General features: G+C 71.1%; 14 protein-coding genes. 6 read left to right on the top strand and 8 right to left on the bottom strand.

The window, feature by feature from the left end:
- Positions 1 to 6: 6 nt before the first annotated feature.
- The gene (locus ACWD6R_RS15680) at positions 7 to 462 is read right to left on the bottom strand and encodes an Lrp/AsnC family transcriptional regulator (RefSeq protein WP_266987999.1); all 456 of its coding nucleotides are present in this window, start codon (positions 460 to 462) and stop codon (positions 7 to 9) included.
- 155 nt (positions 463 to 617) lie between these two features.
- On the opposite strand from ACWD6R_RS15680, the gene ACWD6R_RS15685 reads away from it, so the two are divergent.
- On the top strand, positions 618 to 1,709 hold the full coding sequence (locus ACWD6R_RS15685) for a GDSL-type esterase/lipase family protein (protein ID WP_451819177.1): 1,092 nt from the start codon (positions 618 to 620) through the stop codon (positions 1,707 to 1,709).
- Between the two features lie 271 nt (positions 1,710 to 1,980).
- On the opposite strand, the gene ACWD6R_RS15690 is transcribed toward ACWD6R_RS15685, so the two are convergent.
- A complete protein-coding gene (locus tag ACWD6R_RS15690; RefSeq protein ID WP_451819178.1) occupies positions 1,981 to 3,447 on the bottom strand; it encodes a GuaB1 family IMP dehydrogenase-related protein in 1,467 nt (488 codons plus the stop codon).
- A 306-nt stretch (positions 3,448 to 3,753) separates the two neighbouring features.
- On the opposite strand from ACWD6R_RS15690, the gene ACWD6R_RS15695 reads away from it, so the two are divergent.
- The gene (locus tag ACWD6R_RS15695) at positions 3,754 to 4,809 is read left to right on the top strand and encodes a terpene synthase family protein (RefSeq protein WP_451819179.1); all 1,056 of its coding nucleotides are present in this window, start codon (positions 3,754 to 3,756) and stop codon (positions 4,807 to 4,809) included.
- Positions 4,810 to 4,957: 148 nt separating this feature from the next.
- Here the strand turns inward: ACWD6R_RS15695 and ACWD6R_RS15700 are convergent, their stop codons facing one another.
- The 3 genes from ACWD6R_RS15700 to ACWD6R_RS15710 all read right to left on the bottom strand — a co-directional run bounded on the left by ACWD6R_RS15700 (position 4,958) and on the right by ACWD6R_RS15710 (position 7,469).
- Positions 4,958 to 5,974, bottom strand: coding sequence for a sugar-binding transcriptional regulator (locus tag ACWD6R_RS15700; RefSeq protein ID WP_393304941.1), 1,017 nt, complete (start codon positions 5,972 to 5,974; stop codon positions 4,958 to 4,960).
- 176 nt (positions 5,975 to 6,150) lie between these two features.
- Positions 6,151 to 6,834 (bottom strand): ribulose-phosphate 3-epimerase, encoded by a 684-nt coding sequence (rpe, locus tag ACWD6R_RS15705; RefSeq protein WP_451819180.1) that lies wholly within the window; start codon positions 6,832 to 6,834, stop codon positions 6,151 to 6,153.
- Between the two features lie 242 nt (positions 6,835 to 7,076).
- A complete protein-coding gene (locus ACWD6R_RS15710) occupies positions 7,077 to 7,469 on the bottom strand; it encodes a hypothetical protein (RefSeq protein WP_451819181.1) in 393 nt (130 codons plus the stop codon).
- A 220-nt stretch (positions 7,470 to 7,689) separates the two neighbouring features.
- Between ACWD6R_RS15710 and ACWD6R_RS15715 the strand changes: the two genes are divergently transcribed.
- Together ACWD6R_RS15715 and ACWD6R_RS15720 are read left to right on the top strand one after the other, a co-directional pair.
- Positions 7,690 to 8,634 carry a hypothetical protein gene (locus tag ACWD6R_RS15715; protein ID WP_451819182.1) on the top strand — a complete coding sequence of 315 codons (945 nt, stop codon included), beginning with the start codon at positions 7,690 to 7,692 and terminating at the stop codon, positions 8,632 to 8,634.
- A gap of 944 nt (positions 8,635 to 9,578) precedes the next feature.
- On the top strand, positions 9,579 to 11,228 hold the full coding sequence (locus tag ACWD6R_RS15720; protein ID WP_451819183.1) for a TlrC/CarA/OleB/SrmB family ABC-F type ribosomal protection protein: 1,650 nt from the start codon (positions 9,579 to 9,581) through the stop codon (positions 11,226 to 11,228).
- Between the two features lie 411 nt (positions 11,229 to 11,639).
- Here ACWD6R_RS15720 and ACWD6R_RS15725 read toward each other — a convergent pair whose 3' ends face one another.
- On the bottom strand, positions 11,640 to 13,073 hold the full coding sequence (locus ACWD6R_RS15725; protein ID WP_451819184.1) for an RsmB/NOP family class I SAM-dependent RNA methyltransferase: 1,434 nt from the start codon (positions 13,071 to 13,073) through the stop codon (positions 11,640 to 11,642).
- 127 nt (positions 13,074 to 13,200) lie between these two features.
- Between ACWD6R_RS15725 and ACWD6R_RS15730 the strand changes: the two genes are divergently transcribed.
- The gene (locus ACWD6R_RS15730) at positions 13,201 to 13,518 is read left to right on the top strand and encodes a hypothetical protein (protein WP_451819185.1); all 318 of its coding nucleotides are present in this window, start codon (positions 13,201 to 13,203) and stop codon (positions 13,516 to 13,518) included.
- 77 nt (positions 13,519 to 13,595) lie between these two features.
- Here ACWD6R_RS15730 and fmt read toward each other — a convergent pair whose 3' ends face one another.
- A complete protein-coding gene (gene fmt, locus ACWD6R_RS15735) occupies positions 13,596 to 14,528 on the bottom strand; it encodes a methionyl-tRNA formyltransferase (protein ID WP_451819186.1) in 933 nt (310 codons plus the stop codon).
- A gap of 336 nt (positions 14,529 to 14,864) precedes the next feature.
- Between fmt and ACWD6R_RS15740 the strand changes: the two genes are divergently transcribed.
- Entirely contained in the window at positions 14,865 to 15,413 is a 549-nt protein-coding gene (locus tag ACWD6R_RS15740) for a hypothetical protein (protein ID WP_451819187.1), read from the top strand.
- Between the two features lie 90 nt (positions 15,414 to 15,503).
- Here the strand turns inward: ACWD6R_RS15740 and ACWD6R_RS15745 are convergent, their stop codons facing one another.
- Positions 15,504 to 17,648 carry a primosomal protein N' gene (locus ACWD6R_RS15745; RefSeq protein WP_451819188.1) on the bottom strand — a complete coding sequence of 715 codons (2,145 nt, stop codon included), beginning with the start codon at positions 17,646 to 17,648 and terminating at the stop codon, positions 15,504 to 15,506.
- Positions 17,649 to 17,687 lie beyond the last annotated feature (39 nt).

A 17,687-nucleotide genomic window follows, 5' to 3' on the forward strand; every position in this document is an offset into this window, starting at 1 on the left:
GCAGGATCAGCCCGGCGTCCCCGAGGAGTACCGCCGCAGCAGCGGCGACAGCACCAGCACGGACTTGGTTCGCTCCACATAGGGCTCGCCCGCGATCCGCTCCAGCACCTGCTCGAAGTGGCGCATGTCGGCGGCGAAGACCTGGACGATCGCGTCGGCCTCCCCGGTGACCGTGGAGGCCGAGGCGATCTCGGGGTAGCGCGCCAGACCGCTCTTGATCGCTTCCGGGGAGGTGTTGCGGCTGCAGTAGATCTCGATGAAACCCTCGGTCTCCCAGCCGAGCGCCGCCGGGTCCACCCGCACGGTGAATCCGGTGATGGCCCCCTCCGCCCGCAACCGGTCGACCCGGCGTTTCACCGCGGGCGCGGACAGGCCGATGATCGCGCCGATGTCGGCGTAGGAGCGGCGGGCGTCCTCGGCAAGGGCGTGGACGATGCGTTCGTCGAGATCGTTCAGTCGCACTTCAGGTGGATCACTTCTCTGCGATGGCCGGTCGGGGCGTCGGCAGCACGGTGCCGCAACCGAAGTAGAACACGTGGTGGTGGGCGGGGCCGTACGGACGTCGGCACGGTACAACGGGGTAGGGGTGGAGTGCGTACCCGGCGAATGGAGCTCCGATGACCTGGCTCGACCCCGACCCCTTCCTGCGAGGTGTCGCCTGGCGGGACGGCGTGTGCCCGGTCCGGGCCGACCCGGCCGATCTGGCGCGGCTGCCGTGGGACACCGCGGAGCGGGCGCTGCTGCCGACCGGGGTCCGGCTGGAGTTCCTGGCACCGGGAGCGCGTGCGGTGGAGATCCGCTACCGCGCCGCGGCCCGGGGCTCGGCGGACGGCCAAGCCGGGCTCTTCGCACTGTGGCAGGGCGGGCAGTGTGTGGCGGAGGTCCTCGTCGCGCCCGCCGAGGAGGCCGTCACCGTGATCGGACTCCCGCCGGGGGAAGGCCCGTTCACCGTCCATCCGCCGGAGCCGCTCGGCCCGGCGATCCTGGGGCTGCGGGCGGTGGGCGGGGCGCTGCTGCCCGCCCCGGTGCGGCCGCGGTGGGTGGTCCACGGGGACTCGATCACCGAGGGCTGGTGGTCGACGCGCCCCGCCCACGCCTGGCCCGCCGTGGCGGGCCGCGCGCTGGGCCTCGACCCGGTCAACCTCGGGTACGCGGGTTCGGCGCGCGGGGAGTTGTGCGTCGCCGAGCAGATCGCCGGGCTCCCGGCCGACGTACTGACGCTGGCCTTCGGTACGAACTGCTGGTCGTCGGTACCGTTCTCGGCGCCGCTGCTGTACGAGACGGTACGCGCCTTCGTCGCCCTGGTGCGTGCGGGCCACCCGGGGACGCCGATCCTGCTGGTCTCGCCGCTCCTGCGCCCGGACGCGGAGGACACCCCGAACGCTCTCGGAGCCACGCTGTCCGAGCTGCGGACGGCGCTGGAGCGGGCCGGCGCGAGCCTCATCCGGGCGGGGGACGCCCGGATGTCGGTGCTGCCGGGACGGGATGTCCTGGGCCCGGAACACCTGGTGGACGGCCTCCACCCGGACGACAGCGGCCACGCCCTGCTGGCGGCGGCGGTCGCAGATGCCCTTACGGCCTCCCCCGCGACAGGGAGTGGGCTCCTGACGTCCTGCGACTCCGCTTGCGGCGTTGTCGTCAGTCACCGACGCTCCGCGTCGACTCCGTCCTCCGCCGTGCCATCGAAGCCGCCTGACGCCGCTCGCTGATCCACTCCCCATCGCGGGGGAGGCCGTTACCCCGTACGTACCCCTGGCAACGGAGAACGCCCGGGCCGCAACAGCGGCCCGGGCGCAGTCCTCGTGAACAACCCTGCGGGTCAATACGCCCAGGGCCTCACGTTCGGATCATGCTCGCGGGGTCCGGCCTGATCCAGACGAAGGACCCCAGTGCCCCTCCCGGCAAGCTTTGCCCCGTCGCACCGCCCAGCACGCCCGCTCGACGACGCTCCTCATGGGGCAAACATTGCCGGTCACGGCACTAGCTCCAGCTGGCGTGCAGCGGCTTGCCCTCGGCGTAACCGGCGGCGCTCTGCACACCGACGACCGCCTTCTCGGCGAACTCCTCCAGGGACGCCGCACCGGCGTACGTGCAGGAGGAGCGGACGCCCGCGATGATCGAGTCGATCAGGTCCTCGACGCCGGGACGGGCCGGGTCCAGGAACATCCGCGAGGTGGAGATGCCCTCTTCGAAGAGCGCCTTGCGGGCCCGGTCGTACGCGGACTCGTCCGACGTACGGTTCTTCACGGCGCGCGCGGACGCCATGCCGAAGGACTCCTTGTAGTACCGGCCGTCGGCGGACTGCTGGAGGTCGCCGGGCGACTCGTACGTACCGGCGAACCAGGAGCCGATCATCACGTTGGACGCGCCCGCGGCGAGCGCCATGGCGACATCGCGCGGGTGGCGGACGCCGCCGTCCGCCCAGACGTGCTTGCCGTGCTTCTTCGCCTCGGCGGCGCACTCCAGCACCGCGGAGAACTGCGGCCGTCCGACACCGGTCATCATCCGCGTGGTGCACATGGCACCGGGGCCGACCCCAACCTTGATGATGTCCGCGCCGGCCTCGATGAGGTCGCGCACGCCCTCGGCGGCGACGACGTTGCCCGCGACGATCGGCACCTGCGGGTCGAGCGCCCGGACCGCGCGGACCGCGCTGATCATGGACTCCTGGTGGCCGTGCGCGGTGTCGACGACGAGCGTGTCGGCGCCCGCGTCGAGGAGCTGCTTGGCCTTGCCCGCGACATCGCCGTTGATACCGACGGCGGCGGCGATCCGCAGCCTGCCGTCGGCGTCGGTGGCCGGGGTGTAGAGCGTGGCGCGGAGCGCCGCCTTGCGGGTGAGGATGCCGACGAGCCGGCCGTCCGCGTCGACCGCGGGGGCGAGCTTACGGTTGGCGCCGTCGAGCTTGTTGAACGCGTCGCGCGGGTCGATGTCCGCGTCGAGCAGCACGAGGTCCTTGGACATGACCACGGAGAGCTGGGTGAAGCGGTCGACGCCGGTCAGGTCGTGGTCGGTGACAACGCCGACGGGCCGCTGCTCCTCGTCGACGACGACGCCCGCGCCGTGGGCACGCTTCGGGAGCAGGGACAGGGCGTCGGCGACCGTCTGGCCCGGGGCGAGCACGATCGGCGTGTCGAGCACGAGGTGGCGCGTCTTCACCCAGGAGATGACGTCGGTGACGACATCGATCGGGATGTCCTGCGGAATGACGACCAGACCGCCGCGGCGGGCGATCGTTTCGGCCATCCGGCGGCCCGCGATCGCCGTCATGTTGGCGACGACGAGCGGGATGGTGGTGCCGGTGTCGTCCGGCGAGGAGAGGTCGACCCCCTGGCGGGAACCGACCGCTGAGCGGCCCGGAACCATGAAGACATCGTCGTACGTGAGGTCGTACGGGACCGCGGGGGACTGTGTGTAGCGACCGGTGCCGGGTTCAAGAAAACGCATGACACTCATATTTTCACGCGAAACGGCGCAGGTCGCTGCCCCGAAGACACAGCAAATGACCCCCGCGGTCATACGTTCCTCCAAGGAGCGAGTGCGGGAGCCCCGGGCAAGTGAAACCTGCCTTGCCCGGGGACCCTACCCGAATGGCATGCGCACCATTCGCGATCATCTTCCCTGGACCTGATGACAAGCGGTCAGGTAGCTTCAAACGCGCAGGTCCCGCGGGTCACGACTACGTCCCGAGGAACAGGCGGAACGTCCCCAACTTCCGCCATACGTACGACCGGAGAGGATCCAGACCCGCTCGTGGAGAACGAACTGCCGGACATTTACTGCCCGTTCCCCCAGCGGACGAATCCGCACGTCGCGCACACCCGTGAACACCTCGACAAATGGACGCGCAACACCGGCCTGGTGCACCGCGATTCAGCCAGGGAGCGCTTCGAGCAAGCCGACTTCGGCGCCTTCGTCGGCATGGTGTACCCGACCGCGAATGAGCACAATCTCGACCTCGTCGCCGACTGGCTCGCGTGGCTGTTTCTCGTCGACGACCAGCTCGACGACGGCCATCTCGGCCGCAGCCCGGAGCGGGTGCGGGACGTGGTCACCCTGATGCGCAGCGTGGTCGAGGGCACCGGTACCGGCCCGCTGCCGGACGAGGACCTCCCGGCCGCCGTGGTCGCCCTGGCCGACCTGTGGGAACGTACGACGCCGAACGCGGCGGCGCACTGGCTCCGGCGCTTCGCCTGGCACCTGGTCACCTACCTCACCACGGCCACCACCTGGGAGGCGGGGAACCGGGCGAACGGTGTCGTGCCGTCCGAGGAGACCTACATCGCCAAGCGGCGGCACACCGGCGCGACACATGTCTGCACGGACCTGATCGAGATCGTGGCCGGCATCGAGGCGCCCGAGTCGATCCACAACGATCCCCGGTTCATCGTCGCCGTGGAAACCTCGGGCAACGTCGTGTGCTGGGCCAACGATGTGTACTCGTACGAGAAGGAACAGGTGCTCGGCGAGATCCACAACCTCGTCCACCTGGTCCGGCACCACCGCGGTTACGGAAAACAGAAAGCGCTCGAACACGTCTGCGCGGAGATCGCCACCGAGACCGAGCGCTTCCTGGCGGCCGAGGCCGAACTGCTCATGGCCTACCCCCAGCTGTCCGGGATGCTCCTCCCGTACCTGGACGGGATGCGGAGCTGGATGCGCGGCAATCTGGACTGGTCACGGCAGACACCCCGCTACAACCCGGCCGACGTCAGCCAGTACAAGGAGCCGGAGCAGTACCTGGAGGCGACGGTCCTGGGCATCGGACCGGAACCCGCCGACTGCGGGGCCGAGGTACGCGCCGGCTGAGGACCACACGGAAAAGAGGCAGGACAGTACGGAGAAAGCCGGGTGCGCGTGCCGCACCCGGCTTTCCTCCTGCCCGTTCGTCCTCACGACAACACCGCAGAGGTGCGTGCCGGACCCCGCGAGCCCAGCCTGATCCGCACGAGATGCCCTAATCGCCGTCCGGGTCGGCGCGCTCCAGCGCGGGCCGCTGCGGCGCCGCCGACTCCGTCAGCAGATAGTCGGCAGCGGCCGTGTCCGTCACCAGGCTGGTGACCAGACCGGACCGCAGGACCGCCCCGATCGCCGCCGCCTTGCGCTGGCCGCCCGCGATCGCCACCACCTCGGGAATCCGGCGCAGCCGGTCCGCCTCGACCGTGATACACCGCTCCCCCAGGTCGCGGCCGACCCGGCGCCCCTGCGTGTCGAAGAGGTGGGCGGACATCTCGGCGGCGACGCCCAGCGACGCGTAGTGCGCCCGCTCCTCGTCCGTGAGCATGTCGTGGACGGTGGAGATACCCGGCTCCCACGAGCCGATGGAGACCGCGGCGACCGTCACCTTGTCGAAGTATTCGAAGGCACGGGCGATGCCGGTCTGGTGACGCAGCGCGGCGGCCGTGGCCGGGTCGGGCAGCAGCATCGGCGCATAGATCGGGTGGGCCTCGCCGCCGGACACCTGGGCGGCCCTGCGGACCGCCTCGACCGAGCCGCGCTCGGCCGTTCCCGCGTCGTACACCCCGGTCAGCTGGACGACCGTGCACGGCGGCAGCCGGTCGAGGGCCGCCGCCATGTGAATGGTGGACCGGCCCCAGGCCAGGCCCAGCACATCGCCCTCGTTCACCAGTTCGCCCAGGAGGTCGGCCGCGACCTCGCCCAGATTCTCCGGGTCCGGGGCGTCGTCCTCCTCCTCTGCCGGAGATTCGACGACGACCGCGTGCCGCAGCCCGTAGCGGGCCCGCAGCGCGTCGGAGCGCTCCGCGTCCAGTTCTGCGGGGACCCGGATCTCGATCCGTACGAGGTCACGCTCAAGGGCCGTCTCCAGGACCCGGGCCACCTTGAAGCGGCTGACGCCGAACTCCTCGGCGATCTGGATCTTCGACTTCCCCTCAAGGTAGAAGCGACGCGCCATGGCCGCCGCCTGCACCAGCTCCGCGGGCCCCATCCGCAGGGCGGACCTGCCCGCCGACATTGCAGACACCGCGATCTCCTCACTGCTGTTTACACGCTCGATACGCCGTTCATCCTGTCAGATACGGCAATCCTTGATCGGTCCCGTCGGACCACGTTCATCTGCACGTGGCCGAGCCGACCGGCAATCGGGGGCCGGAGTCGGTGCCGCCATCACTGCCGACGTCCCCGTCGGCTTCAGTGGTTGCACGCCCAGGCCGCCGAAGCGATCGTCCCGTCCGCCTTGGTACGCAGGGCGCGTACCGCCTCGGCCGGGTCATTGGCCCCGTACACCGCCGAGCCGGCGACGAAGACGTCCGCACCGGCCTCGGCGCACCGCTCGATGGTGGACTCCGAGACGCCACCGTCGACCTGCAGCCACAGCTCCAGACCGTGCTTGGAGATCAGCTCACGGGTGCGGCGGATCTTCGGCAGCATGATGTCCAGGAAGGACTGGCCGCCGAAGCCCGGCTCCACCGTCATGATCAGCAGCATGTCGAGCTCGGGAAGCAGGTCCTCGTACGGCTCGATGGGCGTCGCCGGCTTGAGTGCCATCGAGGCGCGGGCGCCCTTGGCCCGGATCTCCCGCGCCAGCCGTACGGGCGCTGCCGCGGCCTCCACGTGGAAGGTGACGGAACCGGCACCCGCCTCGACGTACTGCGGCGCCCAGCGGTCCGGGTCCTCGATCATCAGATGGCAGTCCAGCGGCGTCTCCGTGGCCCGGCTGAGCGATTCCACGATCGGCACGCCGAGGGTCAGGTTGGGCACGAAGTGGTTGTCCATCACGTCGACGTGGAGCCAGTCGGCGCCTTCGACAGCTGTCGCCTCCTCGGCAAGACGGGCGAAGTCGGCGGACAGGATGCTCGGGTTGATCTGGGCCATGTGCCAAGCCTGCCACGTTCCGCGGCACTTCCCTGCCTCGGTGCGCCCCAAAGCCTCACGGGATCATTACAGTTCGCGCAATCCCGGCGATTCGGCCCGCGCCGAGGGCCCGTATAGGCCCTAATTCGGAGTGCCCCATTCCGTTCAGGTGACCTGGGCTTTTGCTGGTCGTCTCACTTATGGGCCACGCAATTCCGTCTCACGATCTTGGCCCATCAGCGAGTTCCGTCGGCCGAGACCCCTCATTGCTGGCACCACCACCCCCGATCGGCTTGCCAGTCCTGCAACCAGGCCACGAAGTCGACCTCTGGCTCTGCTTCCGCTCCCGCGTCCGCATAGGGCGCCACGCATCCATCCCCCAGCCACCAGACCCGGCCGCGCTGGGGTCCGGTCACGATGAGGATCCAGAACTCGCAGTCGCGGCTGCTACCCAAGAGGATCGAGCCGTGCTGATAGATGCTGTGCAGCAGGGGTGCGTGCTCATCGTGGTCGTAGTAGTCGTACTCCCACTGCCACTCCGCCTCCAGGGGGAAGGGCACGGCCGGCTCCCGTGGAGCCGTCCCGTCGAACGGTTCGGGGCTCAGCCAGCACTCGGCTTCCTGACGCCCGCCGGGCTCCGGGGGAGCCGCGATCAAGGACTTCTCAGGCGCTCGCAGCGGCGCGTAACGCCTTGTACGGCCGCGTCCTGTCGCCCGGCCTGAGCGGTCCGCCGCTGGCACCTCCCGGTGCGGAGGGGCCCTGACTGCTCCCGGCCCGAGCTCTGGTGCAAGTCGGTGCAGGACGGCGCCCGCCGGGGGCCCCGGTTACGGGGGCCCGTGCCGCATGGAGGAGGATGCGGAACGGGAGGGGATTTGAATGCGTTCAGAAATGCAGGAGCCGGTGCAGAAGCAGGCGCGCGTGCAGGACAGGTTCGGCGCGGTACTGACGGCTTCGATGTCGGTGCTTTTTGTCGAGGCTGTGATCGGGGCGATCGCGCTCTTCGTGTGGGGGCAGACCCAGGAGAGCCCGGGCCTTCCCTACACCGGGATGCAGGTCGTCCTCCTGATCGTGGGCGCGCTGCTCGTGGCGGCGGCCGGAGCTTTCCTCGGCGCCCTGCTGTCGGTCGGCGTGGTGATGCCGCTCCTGGCCGTGGCCGGCTGGCTCGGCCGCCGACTTTCGGGGTGCGAGGCGTGGTGGTGGGTCCCGGCGCTGGCGGCCGCCGGAACTGCCCCGCCGGCCCTGGCCGTGGCGGTGCTCGTGGAGGCGGGTCTCCTGGCGGGGCTCGGCGGATGGCTCGCGGTGACTGCGACGCTCGCCGTCACGGCGTTGGTCGCCCGCAGGCTGCTGCTGCCGGACCGCCCGCGGCTCTCCGGCGGCGCGATGTTCGGGCGGGTGGCGCTGTACGGGACGCTCGCTGTCGTCACCGTCGGCACGCTCGCCGGCATCGGCCTGTACGCCGGGATCGGATACGAGCCTCCGCAGCTGAGCACGGAACGGGTCGCCGGGACATGGGCCGACGGAAAGGGCGGCACGCTCATCCTCACGGCGGACGGCAAGGCCACGGCGACCCGCGTCGAGACGTTCGACTTCGACGACTCCTTCGAACCCGTGGTGCACAAGTGCACCGGCACCGGGACCTGGGCGTACGACCCGGGTGCCGGACCGTGGTCCCAGGAGGTGGATGTGTCCGTCGACGACTGCTCCATGGACACCTGGGAGGTATTCGGGACCCCCGGGCACCCGAAACTGTTCGTCTACGTCGGCGACCCCGACACCTGGGACCTCTACATCCTGCAACGCCGCGACCAGGCCAACGACTAGGCTGTATCTCGGATCTTGCCGGGGCGAACCTGTGTCGTGACACCGCGGACAGCTTGTCCGCGGTGTCGCGACACGCGGTAGCCGCCGAGCTGGTAGTCGAGTCCCGCCGTACTTGCGCTCAAGTTCGCGCCTCTTCATGCCGGCATGGTGATCACGTCGGATCGCCGCGTACAGCGCGACCTTGGACATCTACGGCATGACCAGGACCTTTCACCAGGTCCGCCAAGGAGTTGAGGCCGCGAGCACGTCACTATTCACGCTTGGCCAATTGCCTGTCGTAACCTCGCCGTCCATAGGGCGCAGGCTCACAGAGACGAACTCGACGTCACATGCCATCTGACCCCCAGCAACATGAGCGCCAGGAGCTACCAACGGTGAAGGGCCGCCAACCCCCAGCACCTCGAAGACCACACGGACAAGGGCCGACGTACAGGGAAGCGGGCAAGCTTCACCGCAGGGGACGACCCCATGAACACACGTCTGTCCCGTCGCATTCCAGTCGGCAGGTGACGGGACTCTGATCTGCAGGGCTGCCAGATGGTCTGGGAATGCGGGTTGGTGTCGTTCTCAAGCGAGTTGGCTTCCGCGGAAGCGGGGCACGGCACGGCCGGCAGAGATACTGGCTTCCGGTCCCCACCGGCTGGCTGCGCAGATACTCCCGGCGCTCATCGGCCTCGTACCCGCTACCCCTTTGCAGTCCTTGTGCCGCCTCACTGAAGAAATGCTTTGTGGGCACGCAGACTCCCGACGTACGCTGTTGTGTATGGGTTCTCTGTGATAGTCCCCGTGCGGCCGTGTTGAGTTTGCTCCGCCGTCGCGCGTTCTCATCCGTGCTCCTCCTCCCGTGATGCCGCCTGTCTGGCGTGCCATGGAGTGTTCTGGCGTGCGCGGATGCGTCCATCTACCCGTTCCGATCGGCCTGGCCGAGAACAGGGGACTCTTGCATGCCTACTGCACAGCTATCTCTTCAGAACGTCACCCGCCGCTACGACGACCGCGTCGTGCTGGACGACGTGTCCTTCACCGTCAAGCCCGGCGAGAAGGTCAGCATCATCGGCGACAACGGGGCCGGAAAGTCCACCCTGCTGCGGCTGACCGCCGGGCAGGACCAGCCCGACAACGGTGAGCTGATCGTGGTCGCGCCCGGCGGCGTCGGCTATCTTGCCCAGTCCCTGGCCCTGCCTCCCGAGGCCAGCGTCCAGGACGCGGTGGATTGGGCCCTTGCCGATCTGCGTGACCTTGAAGCGCGGATGCGCCACGCCGAGGCCGGGCTCAAGGGTCTGGCAGGGGTGGAGCTCACGGCCGCGTTGGACGCCTACGCCCACCTGGTGGCCCAGTACGAGGCTCGCGAAGGGTACGAGGCGGATGCCCGGGTGGACATTGCCCTGCACGGGCTCGGCCTGCCGCACCTGGAACGCACCAGGGCGGTGGGCACGCTGTCCGGTGGTGAGCGGTCGAGGCTGGCGCTGGCCACCACTTTGGCGTCCCAGCCGGAGCTGTTGCTGCTGGACGAGCCGACCAACGATCTGGACGACCAGGCGGTGGGCTGGCTGGAGGCGCACCTGCGGGCGCATCGCGGCACCGTGCTCGCGGTCACTCATGACCGGGTGTTTCTGGAACGGGTCACCACCACGATCCTGGAGGTCGGCGAGGGCAAGGTGACGCGTTACGGCGACGGCTACGACGGCTACCTCGCCGCCAAGGCCGCCGAGCGGCGGCGCCATCTGCAGGAGTACGAGGACTGGTGCACGGAGCTGGCCCGCAACCAGAAGTCGGCCGCCACGAACACGGCCCGGCTGGAGGCGATCCCGCGCAAGCTGCCATTCGCCGTGTTCGGCCACGGCGCCTTCCGTACCCGCAGCCGTGGGCACGGGGCGATGGGCCGTATCCGCAACGCGAAGGAACGCGTCGAGCGGCTGACGAACAATCCCGTCGCACCGCCGCCCGACCCGCTGGTGTTCGCCGCCGGCATGACCACCGCCGACGGTCACCCGCCGCAGGCGGCAGCGGAACTCACCGGCATCCGTGTCGGCGACCGGCTGCACGTGCCATCGCTGCGGATCGGCGGCGAGGAGCGGCTGTTGGTCACCGGTCTCAACGGGGCAGGCAAAACGACGCTGATGCGTGTTCTGGCGGGTGAGCTGCAGCCCGATGAGGGGACAGTGCGCTCGCGGGGCCGGGTCGGGCACTTGAGGCAGGAGGAAACACCGTGGCCGCCCGGCCTGACCGTCCCGCAGGCGTTCGCCCACGGCCGCGACGGCGACCTGGACGAGCACACCGACCACCTCCTGTCGCTCGGGCTGTTCAGCCCCGCCGACCTGCGCCTGAAAGTGAGCGAGCTGTCCTATGGACAACGACGCCGGATCGAACTGGCCCGCCTGGTCAGCGACCCCGTCGACCTGGTGCTGCTGGACGAGCCCACCAACCACCTCTCCCCGGCCCTGGTCGAAGAACTGGAAGAAGCCCTGATCGGCTACCGAGGCGCGGTTGTCGTCGTCACCCACGACCGACGCATGCGCACCCGCTTCACCGGCACCCACTTGGAACTGAACAGGGGACACGTCGCACAGCTTCAGGAGGCCGCAGCGAGCTGAACCCCGCAGCTCGCCCATGCGTCCTCGTCCAGCACCTGGTGGCCCTCCAGCGGGCTTTTCCCGCAGGCGGGCCACCACCGCGTCCAGGTAGAGGCTCGTCCAGAGCACGGTGGTGTTCAGCACCAGAGCTGCTGCGGCTTTGCGGAGGTGCCGGTCTTGGATGAGGACCCATAGGACGTAGTGGTTCGAGGAGTTGGGGGCGTAGCGGATGCTCATCTGGGTGGACACCCGCGATCGGATCAAGATCCAATGCGAATCGGCCACTGCAGATGAGAACGATTGCGAATCGGCCAACTGGAATGCGACGGGACAACGTCCGTCTCATTCTCCGTGTCCCTTGGGCCAGGTAAGGGACACGGAGAATGAGAAAGGGTCACTTACTTTGAGGGCCTACAGCCCGGAAGGGCGCCGTCAGGCCGTACGACGCAGCAGCGCGAGGTACATCGCGTCCGTGCCGTGCAGATGCGGCCACAGCTGGACGTCGGGTCCGTCGCCCAGCGCGGGCACACCCGGCATCAGCGGACGCGCGTCCACCCACTCCGCCTCGACCGGCTCACCGCCGCGTCCCTTGAGTACGTCCTCGACCACCACCCGGGTCTCCGCGAGATGCGGCGAGCAGGTCGCGTAACCGACGATGCCGCCGATCCGCACGGCCTTCAACGCCTCCCGCAGCAGACCGCGTTGCAGCGGCGCGAAGTTCTCCAGGTCCTCGGCGCGGCGGCGCCAGCGGGACTCCGGGCGGCGTCGCAGCGCGCCGAGGCCGGAGCACGGTACGTCCATCAGGACCCGGTCGAAGACGCCGGGCTGCCACGGCGGGCGGGTGCCGTCGGCGGTGATCACCTGGTACGGGCCGGGGTTGCCGGCCAGCGCCCGCTCCACGAGACGGGCGCGGTGCGGCTGCTTCTCGGCGGCCAGCAGCGCGGCTCCGCGTTCGGCGGCGAGGGCAGCGAGCAGGGCGGCCTTGCCACCCGGTCCGGCGCACCCGTCGAGCCAGCGGCTGTCGCTGCCCTCCACGGGCGCGTTGGCGAGGGCGGCGGCCACCAGCTGGCTGCCCTCGTCCTGGACCCCGGCGCGGCCCTCCTGCACGGCGCCCAGGGCGCCGGGCTCGCCGCCCTCCGCCATCCGTACGGCATAGGGCGACCAGCGGCCGGGGAGGCCGTTCTCGTCGCCGAGGGCCGTGAGCAGCTCCTCGGTGGTGGAGCGGCCGGGGCGGGCGACGAGGGTGACCTCGGGCCGCTCGTTGTCGGCTTCGAGGAGGTCCTCGATCCCGGCGCGGCCGCCGCCCAGCGCATCCCAGAGCGCGGAGACGATCCAGCGCGGATGCGAGTGCACGACCGCCAGGTGGTCCTCGGCGTCCTCGTCGTACGACGGGGCGACGCGCGCCACCCAGCCGTCGAGGTCGTCCGCGGTGACCTTCCGCAGCACGGCGTTGACGAACTTGGCGCGCCCCTCGCCGAGCACCACCCGGGCCAGCTCCACGCTGGCGGATACCGCGGCGTGGGTGGGGATACGGGTGCCGAGCAGCTGGTGCACGCCCATGTTGAGCACGTCGAGAACCGGCGGGTCGACCTCGCGCAGCGGCCGGTCGATGCAGGCCGCGACGATCGCGTCGTACGTGCCCTGGCGGCGCAGCGTCCCATAGACCAGTTCGGTCGCCAGCGCCGCGTCCCTGGCGTCGAAGTCGCCCTTGGCGCGTGCCTTCTTCAGCAGCGGGGGCAGGACGAGGTTGGCGTACGCGTCGCGTTCGTCGACGGCCCTGAGCGCCTCGAAGGCGAGGAACCGGACCGGGTCCTTCTGGGGCCGGCGATGCGGCTTGGCGGGACGGCGACGCTGCTGGTCGTTCACGTGAAAGGTGCTCCGCTGATGGTGAGGGGCGAATCCTCCCAGCGTAATCCCTCCGTGCCGGGACAGTGGCTGAGTGAGCTGCCAGGACGCCTTGCTCAGGCCAGCGGCGGTAACCGATCATGGGTGAATGAGACCCGAGGTGCATGCGTTCGTCGCCGATGGCCCGCTGCCCGACTGGGACGCGAGCGAGGAGGAGATCGACAGGCGGGACAAGCAGCTGGTGGCCATCTCCCGACCGGTTACGGCGGAGGAGGCGATGGCGCTGGTGGCCTGCTTCGGGCCCGACGACTGCTACGGCGTCGCCTGGTCGCTGCTGCACCTCATCGAGACCGGTCCGAACCCGGTGCTGACCGCCGAGCCCGACCCCGGCGCCAATGAGTGGCACCACACGCTCTGGACACGGGCCGTGAACGGTGGCCTCGTCAAGGGAAACCCGGTCCCGTAGGGCCTTTCTTTCGGATCATGCCCGTCCGGTGGCGGAGAGCGGCACGGCCACCGGACGGTCCCGCGCCCGGCCGCTCCTCAGATCCCCACCAGTTCGCCGACGACGATCCGCACGCCGCGCGCCCAGTCCGCGGCCCGCATCGGCTTCTTGCCCTGCGGCTGGACCCAGAGCAGCTCGACGGCGTGCGATCCGGTGCCGACGTACACATGGTTCTTGGACGCGGACAGCTCACCGGGCGCCAGATCGGCGCGGTCCAGGACCGGCACGGCCTGGATCAGCTTGAGGCGTTCCCCGCGGAAGAGCGTCCATGCCCCGGGGGCGGGGGTGCAGCCACGCACCACCCGGTCGACCCTCAGCGCCGGTGCGGACCACTGCACCTGGGCGTCCTCGACGGTGATCTTCGGTGCGAGGGTGACGCCGTCCACGGGCTGCGGCACGGCGTGCAGCGTGCCGTCCTCGATGCCGTCCATGGTCGCGGCGAGCAGCCCGGCACCGGCGAAGGCGAGCCGGGTCAGCAGATCACCGCTGGTGTCCGTGGGCCGCACCTCCTCGGTGAGGACGCCGTACACCGGGCCCGAGTCGAGCCCCTCCTCGATCAGGAAGGTCGAGGCGCCGGTGACCTCGTCGCCGGCCATCACCGCGTGCTGGACGGGGGCCGCGCCGCGCCAGGCGGGCAGCAGCGAGAAGTGGAGGTTGACCCAGCCGCGGGCGGGTACGTCGAGGGCGGTCTTGGGCAGCAGCGCCCCGTACGCAACGACCGGACAGCAGTCCGGGGCGATCTCCCGCAGCCGCGCGAGGAAGTCCTCGTCGCGCGGGCGGGCGGGCTTGAGCACCTCGATCCCGGCCTCCTCGGCGCGCTCGGCGACGGGGCTGGCGACCAAGCGGCGCCCCCGCCCCGAAGGTGCGTCGGGGCGGGTGACGACAGCGGCCACCTCGTGGCGGCCGGAGGCGATCAAGGCGTCCAAGGCGGGTACGGCAACCTCGGGGGTGCCTGCGAAGACGAGCTTCATCCGATGGCCTCTCAAGCTGGTACGGGAAGTTGAGCAGCGCACCAGTCTGTGACTCCTCCGCCCCACGAACGGGGCGGCTTCTCACTTGGCTCACCAGAGCCTCGTGACGGCCAAGCCCTGACCGCTGCCCAGGGGCAGAGCCAGAGCGTACTACGCCGGTGCGGGAACACCGCCCCGCCGGGGGCGTACTCACGGCCGTGCGCCCCGCGCATCTACGCATACGCCACTGGAGCGTGACCACATCACCGGGTCACGCGTTGGTCAAGAGAGATTGACCGAAGCGGGCCGCCACGGTGCGGCCCGGCCCCTTTCAACGCCGGTTCGAGAGGCTTCTTCATGGCCGACCACGCAACCCACGACGCCCAAGCGCGGGCCAGCCTGCATCTGTTGGTGCGGGACATCGAGCGGGTCCGGCGGCAGGTGGACGCACTGCGCACGCTCACGGCCCAACTGGGCAACGTCTACCGTCCGCGCCGCTCCGGCCCGTCCACGGGCTTCGTCGTCTACGGCAGGGCCCCTGCCCCCACCGTCAGGCTGGCCCAGGAACTGCGCGACAGCGTCGAGACCCTGGTGACGGCGGCAGTGGACTTCGACCGCTCGCTGGGCTTCTCCTGGGATGCGGTGGGCTCCGCGCTCGGGGTCACCAAGCAGGCGGTCCACCGGCGCTACGGCGCCCGCCGGAACACCCCGCAGCCGGGAACCACCGAGGTGGCAGCCGAGACCGCCGTGCCGCGTCCGCTGCCCGTGACGCCCGGGTCCGGCACGGCTCCGGCGCTGCCCGCCGTACCCGCCGCCCGCTCCATGCCCCCACAGCCCTCCGCGGAGCGGCCGCCCCTGCGCGAGGAGCTGCGCCCCGGCGTCTTCCCCGGCCCGCGCAACGGCTGACCGAGTCCCCCTCTGCCCCACCGTGCCTGGCGCACGGCGGGGCAGTCGTATGTGCGCCGTCGACCGGGCGCCGGTGGACGGCGGGCCGGGTCAGCCGATGTCCGGGGGATCGATCCTGATCCGGACCGGATCACCGCTGCCCCGGGCAGTCCGCGCAGCCTGCGCCGTCTTCAGCGCGGCGGCCAGCGCGGCGCCGCTGCCCGGCGGAACCCTGAGCAGCGCCCGCTCCCAGCTCTCCCCCAGCGGCGCATCCCACGGTCTTCTCGGCCTGCCGGGTTCGGTACCCGGAACCGGGACCGGGCCGAGCACCTCCGCCTCCGGCGGCAGTTCGGCGGCGGCAAGGAACTCCGCGAGCGCCTCCGGCAGGCCGGTCACCGACGCCATCCGGGACACCGGCGGGAAACCCAGCTCGGCGCGTTCCGCCAGCTCGCGGCGGGCATGGCCGACCGGGTCCCAGCGCACCAGCGCCTGGACCGGCCGCAGGGTCGGTTCGGCGACGATCACCACCGTGCCGCCCTCCGGCTGGCCCTGTACCAGCGAGGCCGCGGCAGCCCAGCGGCGCAGCGCCTCCTCTCCGGCCCGCAGATCGGGGCGGCCGACCATCGCCCAGCCGTCCAGCAGCAGCGCAGCCGCATAACCGCCCTCAGCGACGGGTTCGGCGCCCGGGGTGCTCACGACCAGCGCGGGCGCGGACGGCACGGAGTCCAGGATGTGGTCGCGGCCGGACGTCCGCACCGGCACGGCGGGGAAGGCACGGCCGAGCTCCTCGGCCGTCCGGCGGGCGCCGACGATCTGGGCCCGCAGCCGCTGGGAGCCGCAGGCCACGCAGTGCCAGGCGGTCTCGGCCCGCCCGCACCACGCACAGTTGAGATCCCGCTGGTCCGGCGCCTCCAGCGGCCCGGCGCAGTGGCGGCACCGGGCAGGTTCACGGCAGCGCTCACAGGCCAGCCGCGGCGCGTATCCGCGACGCGGCACCTGGACGAGCACCGGTCCGCGGCGCAGCCCGTCCCGTACGGTCTGCCAGGCGAGACTGGGCAGCCGCGCCGCCCTGGCCGCCCCGTCCCGGGCCAGCTCGCCGTCGCCGACGGTACGCACCAGCGGCGCCGCGATCCGCAGCTGCTCCCGGTCCGCGCGCAGCGGCAGCGCCCAGCCGGTCTCCACCAGCTGGGCGGCCTCCACGGTGCAGCTCGTGCCGCCGAGCAGGAACGCGCACCGGCCGTGCGAGGCCCGCAGCTCCAGGACCTCCCGGACATGCGGGAAGGGGGCGTTGTCGTCGCTGTGGCTCGAGTCCCCGTCGTCCCAGACGGCGACCAGGCCCAGGTCCGCGACCGGAGCGAACATCGCGGCCCGCGTCCCGACCACCGCACGCACCGATCCGCGCCGCACGGCAAGCCACTCCCGGTACCGCTTCTCGGGCCCGGAGTCGGCGGTCAGCAGGGCGTGGCGGCCCACCCCGAGCAGTTCGGTGAGCGCGGAGTCCACGCGTCCCGCCGTGCGCCCGTCCGGTACGACGACGAGCGCGCCCCGCCCCGAGGCGAGGGTGGCGGCCACGGCCCTGGCGATCTCCTGGGGCCAGTGCGGCCCGGGCAGCGCGGTCCATACCGCCCGGGGGGCACCGCCCTCGGCCAGTGACCGCAGGAACGCGGGCCCCTGCTCGTACCGCTCCCAGCTCCCGGCCGACGGCGCCGGGGGCGGTGGCAGCGGTTCCGGCGAGGGCCTGGACTCGGCCCGTCCGTTCCTGGGCGGCACGGCGAGCTGCAGCACATCGGCGAGGCTGCCGGCGTACCGGTCGGCCACCGCGCGCGACAGGGCGAGCAGCTCGGGTCCGAGCACCGGCTCGGGCGACACGACGTAGGCCAGCGCGGCGAGCGCCCCCGGGTAGTCCGACTCGGCACGCCGCTCGATGAGGAACCCGTCGATGAGGCCGCCGCCCTCACGGCGCCCACCGCGGACATTGCGCCCCCCGGCCCCGAACCGCACCCGCACCCGCACCCCGGGCTGCGCCTCGGCGTCGAGCTCCTCCGGCACGGCGTAATCGAAGTACTGGTCGAGGTGGAGCACGCCCTTGTTGACCAGCACCCGGGCGACGGGCAGCTCCTCCGCGAGCGCAGCGCCCCGCCAGGTCCGCGGTTTGGCCCGCGGCACCTTCGCCTGCCGCACGGTCTCCCGAATGAGCGCAAGCTGCTCCGGCGCCCCGCCGTCGGGCTCCGCGGACTGCTCGTTGTCCCTGCTCACAGCCAAATTCCTACCAGACGCCACTGACAGCGGCCCCGG

Source organism: Streptomyces sp. NPDC005151, from assembly GCF_053599875.1.